At 58.6% G+C, this 22,374-nt stretch carries 20 protein-coding genes; 5 read left to right on the top strand and 15 right to left on the bottom strand.

The window, feature by feature from the left end; translation table 11 throughout:
- Window positions 1–32: 32 nt before the first annotated feature.
- From ureG to H9646_RS10745, 3 genes are all read left to right on the top strand, one after another.
- Window positions 33–695: an urease accessory protein UreG gene (gene ureG / locus H9646_RS10755; protein ID WP_191723373.1), complete on the top strand. Its 663-nt coding sequence runs from the start codon at window positions 33–35 to the stop codon at window positions 693–695.
- Window positions 696–902: 207 nt separating this feature from the next.
- Window positions 903–1,976, top strand: coding sequence for a DUF697 domain-containing protein (locus H9646_RS10750; RefSeq protein ID WP_191723372.1), 1,074 nt, complete (start codon window positions 903–905; stop codon window positions 1,974–1,976).
- 168 nt (window positions 1,977–2,144) lie between these two features.
- Window positions 2,145–2,564 (top strand): hypothetical protein, encoded by a 420-nt coding sequence (locus tag H9646_RS10745; protein ID WP_191723371.1) that lies wholly within the window; start codon window positions 2,145–2,147, stop codon window positions 2,562–2,564.
- A 45-nt stretch (window positions 2,565–2,609) separates the two neighbouring features.
- On the opposite strand, the gene arsC is transcribed toward H9646_RS10745, so the two are convergent.
- The 15 genes from arsC to H9646_RS10670 all read right to left on the bottom strand — a co-directional run bounded on the left by arsC (window position 2,610) and on the right by H9646_RS10670 (window position 19,972).
- Entirely contained in the window at window positions 2,610–2,960 is a 351-nt protein-coding gene (arsC, locus tag H9646_RS10740; protein WP_191723370.1) for an arsenate reductase (glutaredoxin), read from the bottom strand.
- A 10-nt stretch (window positions 2,961–2,970) separates the two neighbouring features.
- On the bottom strand, window positions 2,971–3,366 hold the full coding sequence (locus tag H9646_RS10735; RefSeq protein WP_191723369.1) for a DUF423 domain-containing protein: 396 nt from the start codon (window positions 3,364–3,366) through the stop codon (window positions 2,971–2,973).
- A gap of 67 nt (window positions 3,367–3,433) precedes the next feature.
- Window positions 3,434–4,840 carry a dihydrolipoyl dehydrogenase gene (locus H9646_RS10730; RefSeq protein ID WP_191723368.1) on the bottom strand — a complete coding sequence of 469 codons (1,407 nt, stop codon included), beginning with the start codon at window positions 4,838–4,840 and terminating at the stop codon, window positions 3,434–3,436.
- Between the two features lie 112 nt (window positions 4,841–4,952).
- Window positions 4,953–5,732, bottom strand: coding sequence for a lysophospholipid acyltransferase family protein (locus H9646_RS10725; protein ID WP_191723367.1), 780 nt, complete (start codon window positions 5,730–5,732; stop codon window positions 4,953–4,955).
- A gap of 57 nt (window positions 5,733–5,789) precedes the next feature.
- Window positions 5,790–7,085, bottom strand: coding sequence for a dihydroorotase (locus H9646_RS10720; RefSeq protein WP_191723366.1), 1,296 nt, complete (start codon window positions 7,083–7,085; stop codon window positions 5,790–5,792).
- Between the two features lie 168 nt (window positions 7,086–7,253).
- Window positions 7,254–8,216, bottom strand: a complete 963-nt coding sequence (locus tag H9646_RS10715; RefSeq protein WP_191723365.1) for an aspartate carbamoyltransferase catalytic subunit — start codon at window positions 8,214–8,216, stop codon at window positions 7,254–7,256.
- A 2-nt stretch (window positions 8,217–8,218) separates the two neighbouring features.
- Window positions 8,219–8,728 (bottom strand): bifunctional pyr operon transcriptional regulator/uracil phosphoribosyltransferase PyrR, encoded by a 510-nt coding sequence (pyrR, locus tag H9646_RS10710; protein ID WP_191723364.1) that lies wholly within the window; start codon window positions 8,726–8,728, stop codon window positions 8,219–8,221.
- On the bottom strand, window positions 8,725–9,132 hold the full coding sequence (gene ruvX / locus H9646_RS10705; protein WP_225214157.1) for a Holliday junction resolvase RuvX: 408 nt from the start codon (window positions 9,130–9,132) through the stop codon (window positions 8,725–8,727). Before ruvX ends, pyrR begins: the two co-directional genes overlap by 4 nt.
- A 53-nt stretch (window positions 9,133–9,185) precedes the next feature.
- Window positions 9,186–9,785 (bottom strand): YqgE/AlgH family protein, encoded by a 600-nt coding sequence (locus tag H9646_RS10700; RefSeq protein WP_191723362.1) that lies wholly within the window; start codon window positions 9,783–9,785, stop codon window positions 9,186–9,188.
- 195 nt (window positions 9,786–9,980) lie between these two features.
- Window positions 9,981–16,076, bottom strand: a complete 6,096-nt coding sequence (locus H9646_RS10695; protein ID WP_191723668.1) for an Hpt domain-containing protein — start codon at window positions 16,074–16,076, stop codon at window positions 9,981–9,983.
- Window positions 16,077–16,145: 69 nt separating this feature from the next.
- Window positions 16,146–18,380, bottom strand: a complete 2,235-nt coding sequence (locus H9646_RS10690; RefSeq protein ID WP_191723361.1) for a methyl-accepting chemotaxis protein — start codon at window positions 18,378–18,380, stop codon at window positions 16,146–16,148.
- 24 nt (window positions 18,381–18,404) lie between these two features.
- A complete protein-coding gene (locus H9646_RS10685) occupies window positions 18,405–18,950 on the bottom strand; it encodes a chemotaxis protein CheW (RefSeq protein ID WP_191723360.1) in 546 nt (181 codons plus the stop codon).
- A 10-nt stretch (window positions 18,951–18,960) separates the two neighbouring features.
- Window positions 18,961–19,332: a response regulator transcription factor gene (locus tag H9646_RS10680; protein ID WP_191723359.1), complete on the bottom strand. Its 372-nt coding sequence runs from the start codon at window positions 19,330–19,332 to the stop codon at window positions 18,961–18,963.
- Window positions 19,333–19,358: 26 nt separating this feature from the next.
- Window positions 19,359–19,757 carry a response regulator gene (locus H9646_RS10675; protein WP_191723358.1) on the bottom strand — a complete coding sequence of 133 codons (399 nt, stop codon included), beginning with the start codon at window positions 19,755–19,757 and terminating at the stop codon, window positions 19,359–19,361.
- A gap of 62 nt (window positions 19,758–19,819) precedes the next feature.
- Window positions 19,820–19,972: a rubredoxin gene (locus tag H9646_RS10670; RefSeq protein WP_225214156.1), complete on the bottom strand. Its 153-nt coding sequence runs from the start codon at window positions 19,970–19,972 to the stop codon at window positions 19,820–19,822.
- 111 nt (window positions 19,973–20,083) lie between these two features.
- Here H9646_RS10670 and thiD point away from each other — a divergent pair, with 111 nt between their 5' ends.
- Together thiD and hemL are read left to right on the top strand one after the other, a co-directional pair.
- On the top strand, window positions 20,084–21,073 hold the full coding sequence (gene thiD / locus H9646_RS10665) for a bifunctional hydroxymethylpyrimidine kinase/phosphomethylpyrimidine kinase (protein ID WP_191723356.1): 990 nt from the start codon (window positions 20,084–20,086) through the stop codon (window positions 21,071–21,073).
- The gene (gene hemL, locus H9646_RS10660; protein ID WP_191723355.1) at window positions 21,057–22,361 is read left to right on the top strand and encodes a glutamate-1-semialdehyde 2,1-aminomutase; all 1,305 of its coding nucleotides are present in this window, start codon (window positions 21,057–21,059) and stop codon (window positions 22,359–22,361) included. The genes thiD and hemL overlap by 17 nt, the downstream gene beginning before the upstream one ends.
- Window positions 22,362–22,374 lie beyond the last annotated feature (13 nt).

Below are 22,374 nucleotides of genomic sequence, written 5' to 3'. Positions count from 1 at the left end.
TATTTCCCCCATTTCTGATGACCTGAACCGCCATGACTTCTGCACTGCACCACATTCCCCTGCGTACCAAGAAGCTGCCACCTCTGCGCGTCGGTATTGGTGGGCCCGTTGGCTCCGGAAAAACCACCATTCTTGAAATGCTGTGCAAGGCCATGCGCGACAAGTGGGACCTGATCGCCATCACCAACGACATCTACACCAAGGAAGACCAGCGCCTGCTGACCATCAGCGGTGCGCTGCCCGCCGAGCGCATCATGGGCGTTGAAACCGGGGGCTGCCCGCACACGGCCATTCGTGAAGACGCCTCTATCAACCTCGAAGCGATCAACCGCATGCTGGGCCAGTTCCCGGATGCAGACATCATCTTTATCGAATCAGGCGGCGACAACCTGGCTGCCACCTTCAGCCCCGAACTGTCAGACCTGACGATTTACGTCATCGACGTGGCAGCGGGTGAAAAAATTCCGCGCAAGGGCGGCCCCGGCATCACTAAAAGTGATCTGTTTGTCATCAACAAAACCGATCTGGCTCCCCATGTGGGCGCCAATCTGGACATCATGCGCAGCGATACCGAGCGCATGCGCAATACGCCCAAAGGCATGAAGCCGTTTGTGATGACCAACCTCAAAACACTGGAAGGGCTGGATACGGTGATTGCTTTCATCGAAAAGCAGGGTTTGCTGCACAGCGCCTGAATTTTTCACACCGGCCGCACCACGCGCGAAGAGCCGCTAGCTGCACCCAGCCCAGTACAGGTTTTCAATGAAGATAAGGCGTGAATGAAGCGCCAGATAGCACCAGCGATACGACCCGATGAAACAGCGACGTATCGAAGGCGGAGTCAGCAGCGCCAACGGCACTCAGGCACACTGGATGCCGTTTTGATTGAGAGAACTGACACCATGACACGCTTCACTTCACGCCTGCTCTGGATCTGCGCTACCGGTTTTGTGGTGTGGAGTGCTGTGTTTGCCGTGGCCATGGTCAGCCAGCTGGCCGATGCCGCAGACCGCTTGCATGCCGGCGCGGGTCAGCCCGTCTTCTGGAGTCTGCTCGGCCTGCTGACCGCTACCGTGCTGGTGCCTACGCTGTGGCTGCTGCGTCTGCCCGCCGCTCTGCGCTTTCCCGCAGAAGGCGATCAGGCCGCCATCACAGAGTACCAACAGCGCCTGCGGGCACATCTGGCACGCAGCAGCCATCTGGCGGGCCAGCCGCTGAACAGCGATGAAGAAGTCATGCACGCCCTTGCCCGCTTGCGTGATGCGGCGGAAGTCGAAACCCGCCGCACAGCTGCCAGTGTGCTGGCCAGCACCGCTTTGCTGCAAAACGGAAAGCTCGATGGCTTGGTCGTCCTGGTCAGCCAGATTCAGCTGGTATGGCGCATTGCTCGCATCTACGGTCTGCGCCCATCCCTTCAACAAATGAGCTATCTGTACAGCAACGTCGGCGCTTGCGTGCTGATTGCCAGCAGTCTGGACGACGTCGATTTTGCAGAGCTGACCGCGCCCATCGTGCAATCGGCTACACCTGCGGCCGTGGGCAGCATTCCCGGGCTGGGTGGCATGGGCAACTTGCTCACCAACAGTCTGGCCAGCGGTGCTGCCAATGCGTTTTTGACATTGCGCGTAGGCTTGATTGCCGATGCTTACTGCGCCCCTCAGCAAGCGCCAGAGCGCCAGGCTGTCAAACAAGGAGCCACCCGCCGCGCCGCACAGATGCTGGGCAGCATCGTCAAGGACTGCGGCACACAAATCACGCAGGCCGTTTATGGGCGTATCAAATCCAGCGTGGTGCACACCGCACAGGCAGCTGCAGACAGCGTCATGCAGGCTGGCCGCTCTGTGGGTTCAGCCACACAGTCGGCAGTGCACGCTACGACCCAGAGCCTGAGTCAGGCCGCCGCGCAAGTGCGTGACTCCACCACATCAGTCACCCAGCGTTTGCAGCAATCTATCAAGCCCAAAGACAAGCCCTGATTTTTTGAATTTTTTTGGGGGGGCCTCTAGCGTTGATTGCTGGATGCCTGCTTCTGGATGGGCGCGCTTGAATGCAAAGAGCACCGTGCTTAACATGCAGCCATGCACACCCGCCCTACACCTCTGACTTGGCAAAGCACGGTTTTGTGGCTTGCTTGGTGGCTTGCTTTGTCCCTGTACCCACTTGCCAGCCAGGCGCAGGCATACCGCTGTGGCAATAGCTACAGCAGTGCACCCTGTACGGGTAGTCAGGCCGTAGAAGTCGAGCCTGCGGTCAATATGTACCCCAGCACCACAGGCAACGCCGCAAGCGGCATGCTGCCCGCAAGCTCACACCAGAAGAACTATCGCCAGGAAGACAAAGAAACCCGGGAGTGGCAGCGCGCAGAGCGTGAGCTGGACAAGGCACAGGCAGCGCCGCCAACGCAACGCCAAGGGCGACCCAATACCGCCAAATGTGAAGCGGCCAAGCAGCGCATCAAAAAGATTGATGAGCTGGCACGCCGCGGTGGCTCAGTCAAACTGATGGAGCGCCTGCGCGAAGACCGCCAGAACACCCGTGACTGGCAATTTCGCTCCGGCTGCTAAGGCTGGTGCATGGCTTGTTGCCTGTGGCGCAAGCGCGGAAAAACCTTAAAGCAGCTCCAGCACTTTCTCGGGCGGGCGGCACAGCGCAGCCCCTTTGGGGGTGACCACAATCGGGCGGTTGAGCAATGCGGGGTGCTGCGCCAGCGCCATGATGATGTGGGCGTCGCTCACCGCCGGATTGTCCAGACCCAGCTCCTTGTACGCCGCTTCTTTGGTGCGCAGCAGCTGCCGCACCGGCACGCCGACATGCGCGACCAGTTCCGCCAGTTCTGCCGCCGTCAGCGGCGTGGCGATGTAGTCCACGATATTGGGTTCGAACCCGCGCTCGCGCAGAATGTCCAGGGCACCGCGCGAATTGCTGCAGCGGTTGTTGTGAAAAATGGTGATATCGCTCATGGGCGCAAGTTTAGGCCTTGCGCGCCGCTTTAAAGCCACCCACGCCCAAAGCCAGCCAGGCCAGCATCAGACTGGTTCCGCCCCAAGGCACCAAGGGACGAAAAGCTTCTATGCCGGTGAAAGTGCGCAGATAAATCAGGCCGCTGAACAGCAACACACCCAATGCAAACAAACCGCCTGCAGCGCAAAGCCAGCGATTGCCCAGACCCTGGATGCTTAAAACTCCCACCCCCAGCAACGCCAGTGCATGAAACAGCTGCTGCTGCACCGCCATGTGCAGCGTGCTGCGCGTAGCTTCGCGCAGCACCGGGTCGGCAATAAAGCCCAGCCCGTGCGAGGCATAGGCGGCCATGCCAACACCGGTCATACCCAGCACTGCCGCCAGAGGAATCCAAAACTTGCGCATACGCTGCATCCTGTTTTTTAAAGCCACAAATCATGTGCCCGCAAGGCTGACAAAACAGCCTGCGCAGTCACGCCTTGCGCAAGCTGCGGCGCATCTCGCGCAAGGCGGTATCAATCATCTCTTCCATGCTCGGGTGGTAGTACGGCAGCTCCAGCATGGTGTTGACCGTTTCTTTGCGCTGTACCGCCCATGCCAGCTGGTGGGCCAGGTGCTCACCGCCGGCGCACATCAAGCTTGCACCCAGCAAACGCCCTGAGCTGCGCTGCGCATACAAGCGCAAGATATGGTGCGGCGCTTGCATGAGCTTGGAGCGGCCACTGCCCGGGCCACGCACCGTACCTATCACCACATCTTCTGGCAGTTGATCAAAACGCGTGCCCACTTCAGCAATGTCGGGGTCGCTGAACACAATCGACATCGGCACCGTACGGTGACGCTCAGGTAGATTTTTCCAGCCCCCATCACCCAAGGCGCGCAGCGCTTGCTGTGCTGCCAGCGTGCCTTCATGCCCTGCCTCATGCATGAGGGCACGGTGGGCCGAAACATCTCCCGCAACAAACACCTGGCTACCTGCACAGCGCAAGCTGTCGGCCTCCAGGTGCGGACGACCTTTGTCATCCAGCTGCACCCCTGCTTGGGCAATATCCAGCCCCTGCCAGCGTGGCTTGCGGCCCAGTGCCGCCAGCAGGTACTGTGCGCGGTGGCGCAAAGGCCCCGCCTGCATCAGTACGCCGTCGCCGTCGCGGTGCACCGTAATCTGCGCCTCGCTCAATGCCAGAGGCAGTTGTTGCGAGAAATAGTCGGTGGCTGCCTGCGCCACCTCGGGGTCTGCAATTTTGGCCAGAACGGGCGAGCGCCCCGCTGCGGCTACCTGCACGCCCAGGCGTGACAAGGCCAGCCCCATCTCTAAACCAATCGCACCCAGCCCCATTACGGCAACGCTGCGTGGCAATTGCGGAAGATAAAAAAGCTCATCGGTAGTAATCAAAGCCTGGCCCAGCTCAGCCTGCAGACCTGCGGGCCTGACGGCTTGCGAGCCAGTGGCCACCACAAAGGCCCGTGCCTGTACCTTGCGCCCATCACTCAATGCCAGCGTGTCAGGTGCGACAAAGCGGGCCGATGCCTGCAGCAAACGCTCGCCGGCCAGCTGGTGCACATTGCGCACATTGCCATCCACCAGCTCGTCGCGTACGGCCAAGGCTTGCTGCCACAGCTGCTGGGGGGTGGTGTGGCCTGCAGGCAGTTGCGCTGGAGCACCTTGCGGCAGCAGACTTTGCAAGGTGCTCCAGCGCTTGCCCGCATGCAGCACGGCCTTGGAGGGCATGCACCCCACACGGGCACAGGACGTACCCAGTGGCCCCTGGTCAATCAGCACGGTGTCAGCCCCAGCGCGGTGAGCCGTGCTGAATGCATGCATTCCTGCTGTGCCTGCGCCAATCACGGCCACATCCACATGGATGGTGTCAGAAGTCATGGTTTGCCCTCTCTGGATTGCCTGCGGCCACTCAAGCACCGTCGCTGCTGCAGGCAAGGTAGTGAATATGCTGCCACCTTACCCCAGCCCACCGAAGGTTGCCGTGCTGTGGTCAGCGCAGCTTGGCCCCGGTCTCGACAGACTCAGTGGCAGGCTGGCGCAGCGCCTCTACACATGTACGCAAATCACCGGCCCATGCACGGCGGTCACGTCCACTGGCTTTTTCTGGCGTGCCATAGCGCACCACAGCCACCAGATGGTCTGTCTTGAGTGTGCGCCACAGGCTGCGCACTATCGGTTCATCCTGCCATGCCTCACAAGGCGCGTAAGAAGCTTGCCCCGTGCGGGCATCCACAAACGTCATGCCGACAGGTTGAATGGGTACATCGGCATCAATGGCCGCTTGCAGCGTGTTTCCGTAAAACGGCAGCAAGTCACGGCCATTGCCCACGGTGCCTTCCGGAAAAACGGCCAGACTGTCGCCCTGCTGCAAGGCCTCTGTCATGGTTTGCACAATGCGCTGGGTCTCGCGGCGTGAACCACGCTGAATAAACAAGGTTCCTACCGCACGTGCCAAATGGCCCACCAAAGGCCACTGGGCAATCTCGGCCTTCGAGACAAAACGGCAGTAACGCGCAGCGTGCAACGTAGGAATGTCCAGCCAGGACTGGTGATTGGCCACCCAGAGCACAGGGCTGGTCGCAATTGGCAGGCCTTCAACCTGCAATGCAATGCCTGCTTTGCGAAGAAACCCCTGGGCCCAGTGCTCCACTAGGCGCTGCTGCGCATGGGCATCCAGATGGTTGAAACCGTTGCGCACGAGGCGTATGCCTTGCACGATATGCCACAGCATCCGCACCAGTCGCCGCGTTGCACGCCAAGTTCCAGCCATCCAGCCTATTCCTTCAGTGGTTGTTGATCGACGCGGTCTTCACCAGCTTCTGGCACATCACCCGCGCTCAAAAGCCACATGGCCGTTCACCAGCGTCAGCTGAACACGGGCGGGCATCTCGTAACCGTTAAACGGTGTGCACTTGCCCTGACTGACCAGTTCTGGCGCTGCCACGGTCCACGCAGCTTTCGGGTTGACCACGCACAAGTCAGCCACCCCACCTTCCACCAGTTGCCCCAAACTGGCTTGCAAAGTGCCCAGAGCACCACCCAGCACGCGTGCCGGGGCAGCGGTGACCACCTCCAAGGCGCGTGCCAGAGGGATTGCGCCGTCTTGCGACCATTTCACGGCCAGCGACAAAAGCAGCTCGACACCGGTAGCTCCCGCTTCTGCTTCGGCAAAAGGCAGCACCTTGGCATCGTCATCTACCGGGCAATGGTCAGACACCAGCGCATCGATGGTGCCATCGGCCAAGGCGCCAGACAATGCATCGCGGTCACGCTGCTGGCGCAAAGGCGGTATCAAACGTGCGCTGCTGTCAAAGTAGCCAATATCGTTTTCGGTCAGATGCAGCGAATTGATGGAGACATCCGCCGTGATGTTCAAACCTTCAGCCTTGGCCTTGCGCACCAGCTCCACGCCAGCAGCGCTGGAGATGCGGCACAGGTGTACGCGGGTTTGGGAGCCACGGATCAGCTCAAAAATCGTGTGCAGCGCAATGGTCTCGGCAGCCACTGGCACGCCCGACAAACCCATGCGCGTGGCCAGCGCGCCGCTGGCGGCAACACCCTTGCCCAGATCTTTGTCCTGCGGGCGCAACCATACGGCATACCCAAAGGTGTTGGCATAGCTCATGGCACGGCTGAGCGTAGTGATGCTGGGCAAGGGCACATCGGCCTGACCAAACGCCACGCAACCCGATTCCGTCAACTCGGCCATCTCGGTGAGCACTTCACCTTGCAAGCCCTTGGTCAGCGCACCCATGGGGAACAAGCGCGACTGGTGCAAATTCTCAGCGCGCAGCTTGAGCATTTCAACCAGGCCCTGCTCATCGAGCACAGGCTCGGTATCCGGCAGGCACACCAGGCTGGTCACCCCACCAGCCACGCTGGCCGCCATTTCAGACTGCAGCATGCCTTCATGCTCGTGGCCAGGCTCGCGCAAGCGCACAGCCAGATCCACCAGACCGGGCAGAACCCACAGGCCCGAAGCGTCCACCACGCGGTCCGCCTCAAAGCCAGCAGGTGCCTGGCCAATCGACACCACACGACCAGCCGCTACGGCGACATCACAGATTTGGTCCAACCCGCGGGCGGGATCCATCACGCGACCGTTTTGAATCAAGATTTTCATGGATTCACACCAAATTGGCTGCCAGCCCTTATGTAGCAAGCGCTAACAGCGATAAACATATTTTTCACTTTCACACCCCCTGGACGCGATGGTGTCACTGCCCTTGCCGCTGCCTGCAGCAAGAGCAGCTCGAGAGCGCGCAGCGCCTCAGGAGGATGGCTTGACATGTCAGGCTTCGTTGCCTGCAACGATCGACATCACAGCCATGCGCACAGCAATACCAAACGTCACCTGCGAGAGGATCACGGCCTGCGGTCCATCCACCACGGCGGAGTCAATCTCCACGCCACGATTGATTGGGCCCGGGTGCATGACGATGGCGTCAGGCTTGGCCAGCTCCAGGCGCTTTTCCGTCAGACCAAAGCTCTTGAAATACTCTTGGCTGGAGGGCAGCAGCGCACCGCTCATGCGTTCGTTTTGCAGGCGCAGCGTGATGATGACGTCGCAGTCCTTGATGCCTTCTTCCAGATTGTGAAAGACGCGCACGCCCATGCTGGCCATGTCGGCGGGCACCAGCGTACGTGGGCCTACCACGCGCACTTCGGCAGCGCCCAGCGTGGTCAGCGCATGGATATCGGAGCGCGCCACGCGCGAGTGCAGCACGTCACCCACAATCGCCACGCGCAAGTTGGAGAAATCCTTCTTGTAGTGACGGATGGTGTACATGTCCAGCAAGCCCTGCGTCGGGTGGGCATGACGGCCGTCGCCGGCGTTGACCACGTGCACATGCGGGGCCACATGCTGGGCAATCAGGTAAGGCGCACCCGATTCGCTGTGGCGCACCACAAACACATCAGCAGCCATGGCCGAGAGGTTGTCAATGGTGTCCAGCAGCGTCTCGCCCTTGCTGGCCGAGCTGCGCGCGATGTCCAGATTGAACACATCGGCCGACAGACGCTTGGCCGCAATTTCAAACGTGGTGCGTGTGCGCGTGCTGTTTTCAAAGAACAGGTTAAACACGCTCTTGCCACGCAGCAGCGGTACTTTTTTGACTTCGCGGTCGTTGACGCTGACGAAGTTGCTGGCCGTATCCAGAATCTGCGTGAGAATGTCTTTGGTCAGACCTTCAGTGGAGAGCAGGTGAATCAGCTCGCCGTTCTTGTTCAGTTGGGGGTTGCGCTTGTACAGCACGTTTAAACCTCTTTGACTTCGAAGTGGAAGGTGCCGTCGTCACTGCGTGCCAGCGCCAGCGACTGGCTGGCAGGCAGCGCCACACGGGCGGCGGCAAATTCGGCGGCCACAGGCAGCTCACGGCCACCACGGTCCACCAGCACGGCCAGCCGCACACAGGCAGGGCGGCCGTAGTCATACAACTCGTTCAGGATGGCGCGTACGGTGCGCCCGGTGTAGAGCACATCGTCCATCACCAGAATGTCGGCATCGTTGACATCAAAATCGATCTGAGTTTGCACGCTTTGCGACATGCCTCGCTGCGCAAAATCATCGCGGTGCAGCGCAGACGACAGCACACCAGCACTGCCCTGCAGCCCCAGGTCTTTGTGCAAACGTTCCGCCAGCCACGCCCCGCCGGAGGCAATGCCCACCAGTTGCGTGTTCGGGCCCATCAGGCTGCGCACGCCGCGCAGCAACTCACGGTACAGGGCCTCGGCATCCAGCACCAAAGAACCAGCGGAAAGACTCATGCAATGCTCCTCAAAAATTGCTCCAAGATGATGCAGGCCGATGCAGCATCGGCATCTTTGGCACCGCCGGCCAAGGCTTCGGTGGTGCTGTAGCGTTCATCTACTTCATAAACAGGCAGGTTGAAGCGACCGCGCAGCTGGCGGCCAAACTTCAGCGCTTTGACCGTGTTTTCGTGCGGATTGCCATCGGGGTGATACGGCACGCCAATGACCAGCGCTTGTGGCTGCCACTCCTTGATCAGTTTTTCGACCGCGGCAAAGCGTGCATCGGCGCCTTCGGCCTTGATGGTGGGCAGCGGGCTGGCCGCGCCAAACACGCGGTTGCCCGAGGCAGCGCCCGTGCGCTTGGTGCCAAAGTCAAAAGCCAGAAACTGCTGAATGTGCGCAGGACATTGCGCAGGCATGTCCACGGCCTGTGCAGCAGCGTTGCTGGGCCGTGTGTCAGAGGTACTGGTATTCATGCGCGTCCAGCGTCGGGAGACAGCATCCAGGGCTGCAGCCCCAGCAGGCCCATGGCCTTGTTGTAACGCTCTTCAACCGGGGTCTCAAAGATGACTTGCGGATCTGCATCCACCGTCAGCCAGGTGTTTTCGCCCAGTTCTGACTCCAGCTGCCCCTCGCCCCACGAGGCATAGCCCAGCGTCACCAGCACACGGCGTGGGCCAGCACCATGGGCAATGGCCTCGAGCACATCTTTGGATGTGGTCATCTCCAGCCCGCCAGGAATAGTCATGGTGGAGGCGTAGGCCGACTCGTCGTCCTTGGCGCCTTCAATGATGATGGGGTCGTGCAGCACAAAGCCTCGGTCGGTTTGTACGGGGCCACCGCGCAAGACCAGATCATCTTGCAAATCCTGGCGACCCAGAGGCAGATCGATTTTGTGCAGCAGCGCTTGCAGAGTCAGCGTGGAGGTCTTGTTGATGATCAGACCAAGCGCTCCGCGCTCGTTGTGCTCACACAAATACACCACGCTGCGGGAAAAGGACTCATCTTCCAGACCGGGCATGGCGATCAGAAAATGGTGCGTCAGGTTGATGGACACAGAATCAGCGGGCATAACTGTGCATTTTAACGGTGAACCGCTCCAGCAATCACGCTGTGAGCTAAGCCCTTGGGTCCTGCACACATACGGCACAAATCAACAAAAAGAGAGCTATCAACGCTTGTAATCATTAGTTTTCAATGTACTTTGCATTGAAAACTCAATAAACACATGCGCTGACAGCTCTCTTTTTCAATACAACCTCTGTCGTCAGCTGGTACTGGCGGTCTCCATGGTGGCCGCAGCATGTGCCACGGGCAAACCTTGACCCGCCGCGTAATGGTGCACCAGACCCATCAGTTCTTCGTCGGAGTACGGTTTGCCCAGATAGTGGTTGGCCCCCAGCTGCATGGCGTGATCACGGTGCTTTTGTGCAGTGCGTGAAGTGATCATGATGATGGGCAGCTGCTGCAACCGCTCTTGTGCGCGGATATTGCGCAGCAAGTCAAAGCCATCCATGCGCGGCATTTCAATGTCTGACAACACCACACAGGGCACTTCGTCTTGCAGCTTCTCCAGCGCCTGCAGACCATCGGCGGCCGTCACCACCCGATATCCCTCGCGCTGCAGCAAGCGCTGAGAGACCCGGCGCACGGTGATGGAGTCATCCACCACCATCACCAAAGGCACCTGGCTGGAAGACGCCAGACCCGCCACCGTGCCCGGCGGCACAGCTTCACCCTGCAGCTGCTTGGCGGTGTGTGCATCTAGCAGCGCTGGCAAACCTTGACCCAGCTGGTGAATCTGCTCGCCATACACCGCAGTCAACGCTACCGGGTTGTAAATCAGCACCACAGCGCCCGATGCCAGCACAGACATGCCCGTCAACCCCGGCAGACGCGACATTTGCGGGCCCAAATTTTTCACCACCACTTCCTGGTTGCCCAGCACTTCATCCACGTGCAGCGCAATACGCTGTGCTGCACTGCGGAAGATGATCACAGGCCGCGTCTTGCCCGCCGCAACGTCCAGACTGCGCGGTGACTGGCTCCAGACCGCACCAGCCCAGAAGAATGGAATGCGTGCATCGCCATCGAGCAGTTCGCCACTGCGATAGGCCGCCTCCAAATCACCCAGGCTGACACGGCGCACCATTTCAACCAAGCTGGCCGGCACGCCCACCGAGAACTCCCCTGCGCGCAGCATGACCACTTGCGTCACAGCAGTCGTCAAAGGCAGCACCAAGCGAAATGAAGAGCCCTGACCTTCCTCACTGCGCGTTTCAATACGGCCACCCAGCGCCTGCACCTCTGTGCGCACCACATCCATGCCGATGCCGCGCCCCGACACCCCTGTCAGCTGCTCTGCCGTGGTAAAGCCCGGCATCAGTACCAGCTGCGCAGCGCGGGCTGCGTCCATGGGTTCATCTGCGGCAATCAGCCCCAGCCCCAGCGCCTTGTCTCGAATACGAGCCACATTCAGGCCAGCACCATCGTCCTGAAAAGTCACAGCAACGTCATTGCCTGACTGCTCCACCTGTACGTTGATCGTGCCCGTTACGCTCTTGCCTGCTGCCTTGCGCTGCTCTGGCATTTCAATACCGTGGTCCACGCAGTTGCGCAGCAAATGCTCAAATGCCGGCACCATGCGATCGAGCACACCGCGGTCCATCTCAATCGTTCCGCCAGACAGCCCCAGCTTGACCTGCTTGCCCGTTTCCTTGGACGTCAGACGCACCACGGCGTACAGACGCTCGGAGATGGAGTCAAACTCCACCATGCGCGTGCGCAGCAAGTCACGCTGCAGTTCACGGGCCTGGCGGCCCTGAGCAATCAGATCGTCTTCAGCACCCGTCACATCCCGCAGCAAAGTGCGCTGCACCGTGGCCACGTCATTGACAGATTCGGCCATCATCCGCGTCAGCTCCTGCACGCGCGTAAAGCGGTCGAACTCCAGCGGATCAAAATCAGCGCCTGCTTCCTTGGACAGCTGCATGCGCGACTGCATCTGCGATTCGGCCTGCACCTCAATATCACGCAGTTGCTGGCGCAGACGATCCAGGTTGTGGGTCAAGTCACCCAGAGATGCCTTGATACTGCCCACACGCTCATCCAGGCGCGAGCGAGCGATCAGCACTTCACCGGCCTCATTGATCAGCCGATCCAGCAAATTGGAACGCACCCGCACCGTGGGCTGTGTACCCTGGCGCGCGGCCACCAATGCGGGTTTGGTCCACGCTGCAGCCACAGGCAATGGGCTGGGCGCCAGACTTGGCGCTGTCTCAACCGGTTGCGCTAGATCTGCCACTACCGGCGGCAGTGCTGCATCAGCCGCTGCCGCAGGTGCCTGCTCCTGCGCTTGCACCTCAGGCTGCACCTGCCAAGGTGCTGCTTGTGCCTGCGCATCCATTGCACGCAGCACATTGAAATTGGCATCAATGGCATCCAGGCTCGCAAACAATGGCTCAATCTGCTCTGTCGTGGCCGCGTCCACATCCAGTGCCTCCAGGGCCGACTCAAGCCGATGCGCCATCTCGCCCATGCGCATCGCCCCTGCCAGGCGTGCACTGCCTTTAAGCGTATGCAAGGCACGCAGCAATGTACTGCGCGCCTCCAGTCTGGTGGGGTGCGCGGCCCAGTCGCGCATGGCACCACCCATTGTCGGCAGCAACTCAACGGCCTCCTCTTCAAAAATAGGAAAGAGGTCGGAATCAATCACATCAACGGCGTCAATATCGTCGTCTTGCGGTGCCGTCAAACCCACGGCCAAAGTTGGCGCAGCACCGCCACTCGGCACTTCTGCACGCGGCGCAAGAGCCCGTGCGCCATCTTCCTGCAGCACAGGCGCCTGCACGGTCTGTGCAACAGCGCTGGGCAACGCCAGCGGAGTCAGTTGCACCTGTGCTTGCACGATTTGCTGCAACTGCGCCAGCACCTCGGGTGAGGCGCTGCGCAAAAAGCCAGCCGCAAATTGGTGCAACAGTCCGCGAATTTCTTCTGCCGCCTGCACAAAGCACTGCACCTGTGCAGCCACGCCATGCGTCTGCGGCTGAACGTGCTGCAGCGCATGCTCCAGCTGCCGGGCCAGACCCGACAATGCAGAAAACCCAACCGTTGCAGAGCTTCCTGCCAGAGAGTGCGCCCACGCAATCACCATGTCCGGCTGTGGTTCGTCCAAGTTCTCTTGCCAGGCAGTCAGTGCATCCAGCAAACGGAAAGACCATGTCTCGGCCTCACCCAGATAAACATTGAACAAAGGCAGCGCAATCGACAGATCACCAATTTGCTTGGTCGCTGTGACTGGCTCAGGCACTGTCTCAGGAGACGATTCAGCCTCAAGCGACATGCGATCGAACACCGCTTGGGCACTGACCACTGGTTCGGCTTGCTCAACATTTGCAAGCACATCTGCTGCCACGGCTTGAGCTTCTGCTTCTGCTTCTGCTTCTGCTTCTGCTTCTGCTTCTGCTTCTGCTTCTGCTTCTGCTTCTGCTTGTGCTTCTGCTTCTGCTTCTGCTTGTGCTTGTGCTTGTGCCAGTGCTATTTTTTCTACGCCATCTGCCTGCGGCGCCAATGCTGCAGCTGGCTCATCTTCGACAGGCGACAGGATGGGGGCTGAAACACCATCGCCTGCAGCCTGCAGCAAAGCATCGAACTCATCAAAGCTGATTTCTTGCGCCTCGGTGACCACAGGCGCTACAGCCCCCACATCATCGAAATGATCCAGTGACAACGCAAACTCTGCAGTCTCCGGCGCTGTCGCCAAAGGAATTTCTTCATCGATGGCAGCAGTGGCAATCTCCTGCAAAAGCACCGGCTCAGAAATACTTTGCGTCAGCGTCTCTGTCAAAGACAGATCATCTGCTGCGCAGTGCTGTTGTGACTGAATCGTGCCGACTGGCTCAGCAACACCGCTTGCAGCCTCGCCTTGCACGGCAGCCATATCCAGCGTGATGAAGCGGGACTCCAGCCGCATGGCATCTGCACTGGCCCTGAAGGGTGCTGACTGCCACTGCGCGGCTCCATCCTTCTCAATGGCATTGACCCAGGTTTCAAATCCATTCAACGCCTGCAACGCCAGTTGCTGCATAGGCTGCGGCATGGCTTTTTGCTCAGCCAGCCATGCATTGAGCATTTGCTCCATGGCCCAGCCAGCCTGGCCAAAGTCATCCAACCCGACCATGCGTGAACTGCCCTTCAAGGTGTGAAAGGCACGGCGCAAAACCGTTTGCTCACTCAAGTTGGCAGGCTCTTGAGCCAGCCCCTGCAAAGCCGCTCGACCACTGTCCACCACCTCGCGGGCTTCTTCCAGGAAAATGCCAAGCAATTCGCTGTCAGTATCTTCGTCTGCCACCTGCAAAGCGGCTGCAGCCTCTATCGCTGCGTCAGCCTGAGCAGGCAGTACCGCCCCCTCAGACTCTCCTGCCTTAGACTGCGCGAGCATGGTCGGCTGCGCGATGTTTTCAGCGGTTTTCTCCGCTTGTGCAGGTTCACCCTGAGACAGCACCACAGGCTGCACAATTTGCTCCACGCGTGCCTGCACCACCTCCGAAACGGATTTCTGCCCCTCATCACTGGAGCGCACGCGCACACGCCCCATCAACAGTTTGAGTTCACCCTCGTTTTCATCGAACTCATACAGCTTGCGCGCCATGTTGCGCTGGTAGCTGAGCATGTCGATCAAAAACCCGAGAGCACCCAGACTATTGCCCATTTTTTCAAACAGTACCTGCTGCTCTGCCTCGGGCACATCCTCTGACTGCAAACGCTCCACGTTCTGGCGCATGCGCACCATGGCCTGCGACGCAGGCTCCAGCCCCAAGACAGACAGCACACCCCGCATTTGCGACAAATGTGACGCCACGGGTGACAGCACGGCAGTGTCTGCCGGGTTACGGAAATACTGATCCAGCAGCTTCTCGGCTTCTGCCAGAGTTGCGCGCAGCTCTCCAAGCACACTGCCCATGGTTTGCTGATCGCTCACTTGCCGGTACAGCTGCTCCATCCACGGCGCCAGTGGCTGCGAAGCATGGCCCGCCAATACTGAGGTCAGGCGATTGGCAAGCGTTTCGCCATGCAATGACATCGCTGAATCTGCAATATCCAAAGAAGCAAACGCGGCCTGCAAATAGAGCACCGAAGTTGCAACTTCCATCGCAACTTCGGTAGAGGGCGGCTGTCCTTTGGCTGCCACGCTGTGCATGACCTGCATCAAGGCTTTAGCCAGAAGATGGCTCTCAGGGTGCAATTTGGCCAACGAGTCACACACCAGCGTGAATTGATCCACCGCCGGCTTGATCTTGTTGACATCCCCCCCAGCCAGCGTCGACCAGATTTCTGTCGCCGTCGCAATTCGCTTGCGTGCTTGCGTCAATACAGCAGGATCAAATCGACCAAAGTGTGCACGCTCATAATCTACAACGGCGTGTCGCTGCAGCCCGAAACTGGCATAGACAGCCTGCCAGATCGTGGCGTTTTTTGCAGCTTCAGCGCCCGTCCCAGCTTGGGCACAAAAGAAAAGCATGTCTTGCAACAACCGCTCAGGCGCAACAGGTTCGCCCTTGGCCAAAGCAGCACACACCATCAACACACGAGAAGCCATCCGTTTGGCGTAGATATCGGCGTTGAGCAGCCCGTGGGCCATCGCATCGAAATAAGCAGCAGCCACCTTCCAGAAAATGCGCATGGGCATTTCGGACTGCGCTTGCGCAAAGCCCAAACAAACGTCACATACGCGTGCACTGGCTGCAGCAATGTCCTGACCCTTCACGATTTGCAAAACCGCTGTGTCCAAGATCTTGCGTTGCTCTGGTGCATAACCCAGCGCCGGAACTTGGCGTGGTAGGTCTGGGTCACGCAACCGGCGCTCGATCGGCCACAGATCTGCAGGATGCACCTTGCCTTCGTTACCGTACAAGGCCTGTATATCTCGATACTGAGGAAATAAGGACACCGCAGAAGTGCGCTTGCCTGCTAGCACGGCTTCTAAAAACTCCAGCACAGCAAAACTGGATTTTTCTAAGGTAAGCGAAACAGCCTCGGTGCAATCACGGGGGTTTTGCACGTAATGCTGCACGGCGGTTTCCATGGCCCGCAGCAGCAAAGCGACCTGTGGCATCCCGACCATTTCCAAGGCACCGCAAGCTTGGTGCAACTGCTGCTTGGCCATGCGCAGCGGACTGCTGTCTAAAGCAGCCAAGTCTGAATCACGAACCTCTTGAGCCTCTCTCACAAAACGGCGAGTGGCTTTGACCGCACTATCCAGCGACTTGCGCAGCTCATCAAGCACCCATGCCAATGGGCCTAAATCTTGATCCCCTTGAGAGGTATTCCCTCCCGTTGGTGCAGTGACTTCAGTGGGTAACATCATCCATCCTTGGCTTATCTCTGCCGTGATTGCGTGCGCAAATTGTCATTGCCGCCATGTACGGGAGACTCAGTCGATTTTGAATCGAGATACCGATTGACGCAGCTCTTCGGCCATGTGCGCCAGGTCACGCACCTGCTCCGCGGTGGTGCGTGTACTGTCACCGGTTTGCTCTGTCACCGCAAAAATGTGCTGAATATTGCCCGCCACATCGTTGGCCAGCGCAGCTTCACTTTGCGCGGTGTACGAAATTTGCTCGATCAGCTCGGCCAAACGGCGTGAAACTCGATCAATTTCGGTCAGTGCCGTACCCGCTGAGTCAGAGAGTTTGGCACCTTCCACCACACCCTGGGTGGAGCGCTCCATCGCAGCCACAGCATCCTGTGTATCAGTCTGAATGGTTTTAACCAGCGCAGAAATCTGCCGTGTCGCATCGGCGGAACGCTCCGCCAGACGCTGAACTTCTTCCGCAACAACCGAGAAGCCCCGGCCCGCTTCGCCCGCAGAGGCGGCCTGAATAGCAGCATTGAGCGCCAGCACGTTGGTTTGCTCGGTAATGTCAGAGATCAGCTCTGTGATTTCGCCAATTTCCTGGGACGACTCACCCAGCCGTTTGATACGTTTAGAGGTTTCTTGAATTTGGTCACGAATGGCATTCATACCCCCAATCGTGTTTTGCACCGCTTGCTGACCCTGCTCAGCCGCTTGCAAGGACTGGCGCGCCACCGTGGCTGATTCTTGGGCCTGGCCTGACACCGTATTAATTCGCGAGGCCATATCGAGAATCGATTGACCTGTTTCACGAATTTCACGCAACTGCTCTGCAGAAGTGGCCAGCAGCTCAGACGATGTGCTGTCTACCTGTGCAGTGGTTTTAGCCACCCGTGTCGCGGTGTTCTGCACACTACCTACCAGCAATCGCAATTCTTCGACCGTGTAATTCACAGAGTCAGCAATCGCCCCGGTAATGTCTTCCGTCACCGTTGCCTCTTGGGTCAAGTCACCCTCAGCCACGTTTTGCAACTCGTTCATCAAGCGCAAAATAGCGGCCTGGTTGGCGTCATTGACACGCTTGGCCTCTTGTTCCTGGTGCCGTGCATCACGCTGCTGCTGCTCTGCCAGCTCTTGGCGCTGGCGGCTGTCCAGCAGTTGCACCCGCGAAATACCAACGCCACAAGCCAATACAAACAAGCCCAACAACACCAGCAAGGCCATCTGCCCCGCAGAAATACCGGCTTGGCCGGACAACTTGGTTTGCAAGTTCTCCAGTTGCAAACGCAGTGGCTCACTGTCTGCAATGATGGCATTTTGCGCTTCACGCGCTGCTACCAGCCCCTGCAAATTACCCAAAATTGCGGTGGATTGAACGCGTGTTTGCTCATACTCCTCGAGCATCGCGGCCAGTTGCTCCCGTACCTGCGGGTCCCGTGCGGCTGGCAATCGCAGCTCTGCACTTCCCTTGAACAGCCCTTCAGCCAATTCCTTGAAAGAGTTCAGGTCGCGGCCCAGCAAAAAAACTGCTTCGGGACTAATACCATCAATGGTTTGAAACTCATTGGCGGACTTGCCAATACGCTGTGTCAGCATCAGTAACTGGCTGGATGCTGCGATCTCTGCAGGAGATGCGCCGACCTGTAATTTGGTATTGGCTACCGCCTCCGCCAGCTCCAGCAAACTGGAAGACTGGCGATTGATAGAGCGCAAGGCATCGCCTGCCTGTATCAAAACATCCTTTTGCGCCAGCACCGCTTTGGCATTATTTTCGGCACGCTGCGCCAAGGTGCTGACAGAGCCCAGGACCTCTTCAAACGACGAATCCACGCTTTGAACACCGAGTTCAGCATCCCCCTGAGCCAGAGCCCGCACATTGCGGCCCAAAACAGCGGCACTGTCCTTGAGCTCCACAAATGCCTGCTCCTTGCCAAGCAAGGCTTGGGTCACCGATTTAGCCAAACGCTGTGACTGCATCAATGACTGGCCTGTTGCGGCCAGTTGCTTGGCAGAGCGATCGGCCTGCTGCAACACCCAACCTGCCACCAAGGCCAAAAGCACAATACCCAGCGCAACCATGGTCAGCAAACGTCGCTGATGGGTAGCGGCGGGGGCAGGGCCGAGCAAAGGCAAATTGATATCGCTCTGCTCCAGAGGCATTTCGTCCATCAGATTCGTATCTTGGACGCTTTGCAGCGTATCCGCGCTCAGCATGTGCTGCGAGGAGTCATCTGCGCCTACCGCTTCCAATTTTTCATCTTCACCCTTGGGTGTACGACGAAAAATACCACTGACCTGCTGGAATAAAGACATGCTCAACCTCGAAGAATCAAAAGATCAGACGCGAATGCTCAGGAATTGCGGAGACTGCACCAACTGATGCAATTGCAAAACCTGCCAAACGCTACCGGCACTATCTGTGTAGCTGCTAGCACCGACCATACCCGGCTGCGCCCGTCCTGGCTCCTGCGCTGCCTCAACAGGCGTCGAGATAAAGTCATCCGCGCTGCGCAGGCCCATCAAACGATCAACCACCAAAGCCGCATTCACTTGCAAGGCTGGGTTGATCGTCAGCAAGCTCACCTCATGCAAAGATTGCTCCGTGCGCTCGATGGGATGCCCAAGGTATGCGCACATATCAACGACGCCAGCCAAACTTCCACGCAAGTTGGCTACTCCCCAAAACCATGAGCTGGTATAGGGCACGCGCAGAACACCTGGCCACGAAAAAATTTCGCCGGCCTGCTCAAGAGGCAGTAAATAGTTATGCCTCCCCATCTGGACAGCCAGCCAGCTCGCTCCAAGGGAAGTATTTGTACGCGCAGCTTGCAGACGGTCTGCCAGGCGCGTCTGCAATTCACGCAGCGCTTGTCGATTAGCCATAGCTATCCGCTTACGCGTTGCTCAGCGCAGCAATCTTCGCTTGCAGCTCAGTGGCGTCAACGGGTTTGGTGATGTAGTCACGTGCCCCCTGTCGCAAGCCCCATACACGGTCGGTTTCTTGATTCTTGCTGGTGCACATGATGATGGGCACGTCGGCATAGTTAGCGTCACGCGCAATAGTGCGCGTCAGCTGAAAACCGTTTTGGCCGGGCATGACCACATCCATCAAGATGAGATCCGGCTTTTCTTCACCCAAACGGGCAATCGCTTCTTGCGCATTCTCCGCAGTGCGCACTAGATAGCCTTGCTTTTGCAGCAGGTCCGTCAAATACATCAACTCGGTTTTCGAGTCATCCACAACCAATACCTTTTGAATGGACATGGCCCTCTCCTCTCGTTTTATTAGATTCAGACAGCAACAGGCGCGACACGGCCAAACTGCTGCACCGCTTGCAACAGCTGGTCTTTTGTAAATGGCTTGGTGAGATATTCTTGGCAGCCGACCATGCGGCCGCGAGCCTTGTCAAACACCCCGTCTTTGGACGAAAGCATGACAACTGGTGTGCCAGAAAAATGGGGGTTGCGCTTGATAATGGCGCACGTTTGATAGCCGTCCAATTTAGGCATCAAGATGTCGCAAAAAATCAGCTGTGGCTGAAAATCATTGACCTTGGCCAGTGCATCAAATCCATCGTCGGCCAACAGCACTTCGTGGCCGCCTTGCTTGAGAAAAATTTCCGCGCTTCGGCGAATAGTATTGCTGTCATCTACGACCAGCACTTTGAAGGATGCTCCTGCTGTACTCAATTTGAAACGCCCCCTGGGTTATAAAAAATCCCCAACAGGGCTACACAGCACCTGTCGTCCACTCAAATTTCGACCATCTCAAATTCAGATTTACTGACGGCACATTCGGGGCATGTCCAGTCATCTGGCACATCCTCCCACCGAGTACCTGCTGGGATGCCGTGCTCAGGATCACCCACCGTCTCGTCATACATCCAGCCACAAATCAAACACATCCAAGTTTTAGGGTCAGTCACAGCTTAAAGTCGCTTCCAATAGAATGCAATCATTGTATCTAGGCACCTACCAAGGCCCTCTTGACAGAACGACGGTCATTGGAACAACGCATGGCATTTCAGCCCCCAGCAGTTCCAACTGCAAAAAATACCCCCGACAGCACAGAAACCGCTCTCGCGCAGCCCATGTGCGTGATGTGTTTCAACGCCTGCGACCCCAGTGGAGCAGGCGGCCTCACGGCCGACATAACGACCATTGCATCAGTGGGCGGCCACCCTGTGGCCATCGTCACTGGCGTAGTGGTACGCGACACCAGCCATGTTTTCTCGCACACCTGCATCGACGATGAAGCCGTGTCCGACCAAGCGCGCACTGTGCTGGAAGACATCCCGGTTCGCGCCATCAAAGTGGGCTTTGCGGGCAGTCCTGCCAACTTGGCGGCCATTGCCGAGCTGGCGAGCGACTACCCCGATATCCCCGTTGTCAGCTACATGCCTGACTTGTCTTGGTGGCAAGGCGACGGTCTGGAAGAATATCTGGATGCGTTTCAAGCTCTTGTGATGCCTCAAACTTCAGTGTTGGTTGGCAACCACGGAACCTTGAGCCGCTGGCTGCTTCCTGACTGGAGCCACAGCCGCAGCCCCACTGCACGTGACATCGCCAAAGCCGCCGAGGCGCTGGACGTACCTTTTGTTTTGGTCACTGGCATTCCACTGCCTGAACAACATATTGACAACGTTCTGGCCTCCACCGAGACCGTGATTGGCAGCAGCAAGTTTGAATTGTTTGATGGCAGCTTCAATGGCGCTGGCGACACACTTTCGGCAGCTTTGACCGCTTTGCTGGCCGCTGGCAATGACTTGGGCGCTGCTTCTCAGGAAGCGCTGGAGTATCTGGACCGCAGCCTTGCCAACGGTTTTCGCCCGGGCATGGGTCAACTCATACCCGACCGGATGTTTTGGGCGCAACCCGAAGATGGTGTGGACGCCGCCGAAAGCAGCGAAGATACCGAGGAACCACTGCCTACCAGCCCCTCTCAAGAGGGGCATCAACCGCCCCTTGAGGGCTTTGTGCTGCCTTCTCATGACACCAAACACTGATTTGAATCTTCCTTTGTTCGAACGCGCCAAGGGCGTGATCCCAGGCGGCGTGAACTCGCCAGTGCGCGCTTTCAACGCGGTGGGCGGCGTGCCCCGCTTTGTCAAACGTGCCCAAGGCCCCTACTTTTGGGACACCAACGACCAGCAGTTTGTGGATTACATCGGCTCGTGGGGGCCCATGATTTTGGGCCACGGTCACCCGGAAGTTCTGGAGACCGTGCAAGCCGCCGTGCTTGAAGGTTTCAGCTTTGGCGCTCCGACAGAACGTGAAGTGGTGCTGGCGGAAAAAATCCGCGAACTGGTGCCCTCCATGGAAATGGTGCGCATGGTGTCTTCGGGCACTGAGGCCGGGATGAGCGCCCTGCGTCTGGCGCGTGGCTACACCGGCCGCACCAAGATCATCAAGTTCAACGGCTGCTACCACGGGCACGCTGATTCGCTGCTGGTCAAGGCTGGCTCGGGTTTGGCCACCTTTGGCTCTTCGTCCTCAGCGGGTGTGCCTGCCGACGTGGTCAAAGACACCATCGTGCTGGAGTACAACGACATCGCCCAGTTGGAAGAAGCCTTTGCCAAGATTGGCAGCGAGGTTGCCTGCGTGATCATGGAGCCGATTGCCGGCAACATGAACTTTGTTCGCGCTTCGGTCGACTTCACGCGCCGCATCCGCGAGCTGACCCAAGAGCACGGTGCGCTGATGATTTATGACGAAGTCATGACCGGCTTTCGCGTAGCTCTGGGCTGCGCGCAAAGCATTTACGCGCAGCAAATTGAAGGCTTTCAGCCTGACCTGACGGTGATTGGCAAGGTCATTGGCGGCGGCATGCCCATGGCAGCCTTTGGCGGGCGCCGCGACATTATGGAAAAGCTCTCGCCCATGGGCCCGGTCTACCAGGCGGGCACCCTGTCAGGCAACCCCATTGCCACAGCCTGTGGCTTGAAGACCCTGGAGCTGATCAGCCAGCCCGGCTTTCATGCGCAGTTGCACCTGAAGACCGGCATGTTGATGCAAGGCCTCAAGTCCGAAGCCGATGCCGCAGGCATTCCTTTCAGCATCGACTGGCAAGGTGGCTTGTTTGGTTTTTACCTGCTGCCCGAACTGCCCGCGACATACCACGAAGTCATGAAAACCGACGGCGCGTTGTTCAACAAGTTCTTCCACGGCATGCTCGAGCGTGGCCATTACTTTGCGCCAGCGTTGTATGAAGCCGGTTTTGTGAGCGCCGCTCACACCGAGGCCGATATCGATCGCACCATCGAAGCGGCCAGCGAAGTGTTCAAGACGCTGTAAAAGCTTTTTCAGC

This window comes from Comamonas avium (assembly GCF_014836675.1).
Lineage (GTDB): Bacteria > Pseudomonadota > Gammaproteobacteria > Burkholderiales > Burkholderiaceae_C > Comamonas > Comamonas avium.
The sequence above is the reverse complement of the archived record's forward strand: the minus strand, read 5'-3'. Positions and strand labels throughout refer to the sequence as shown.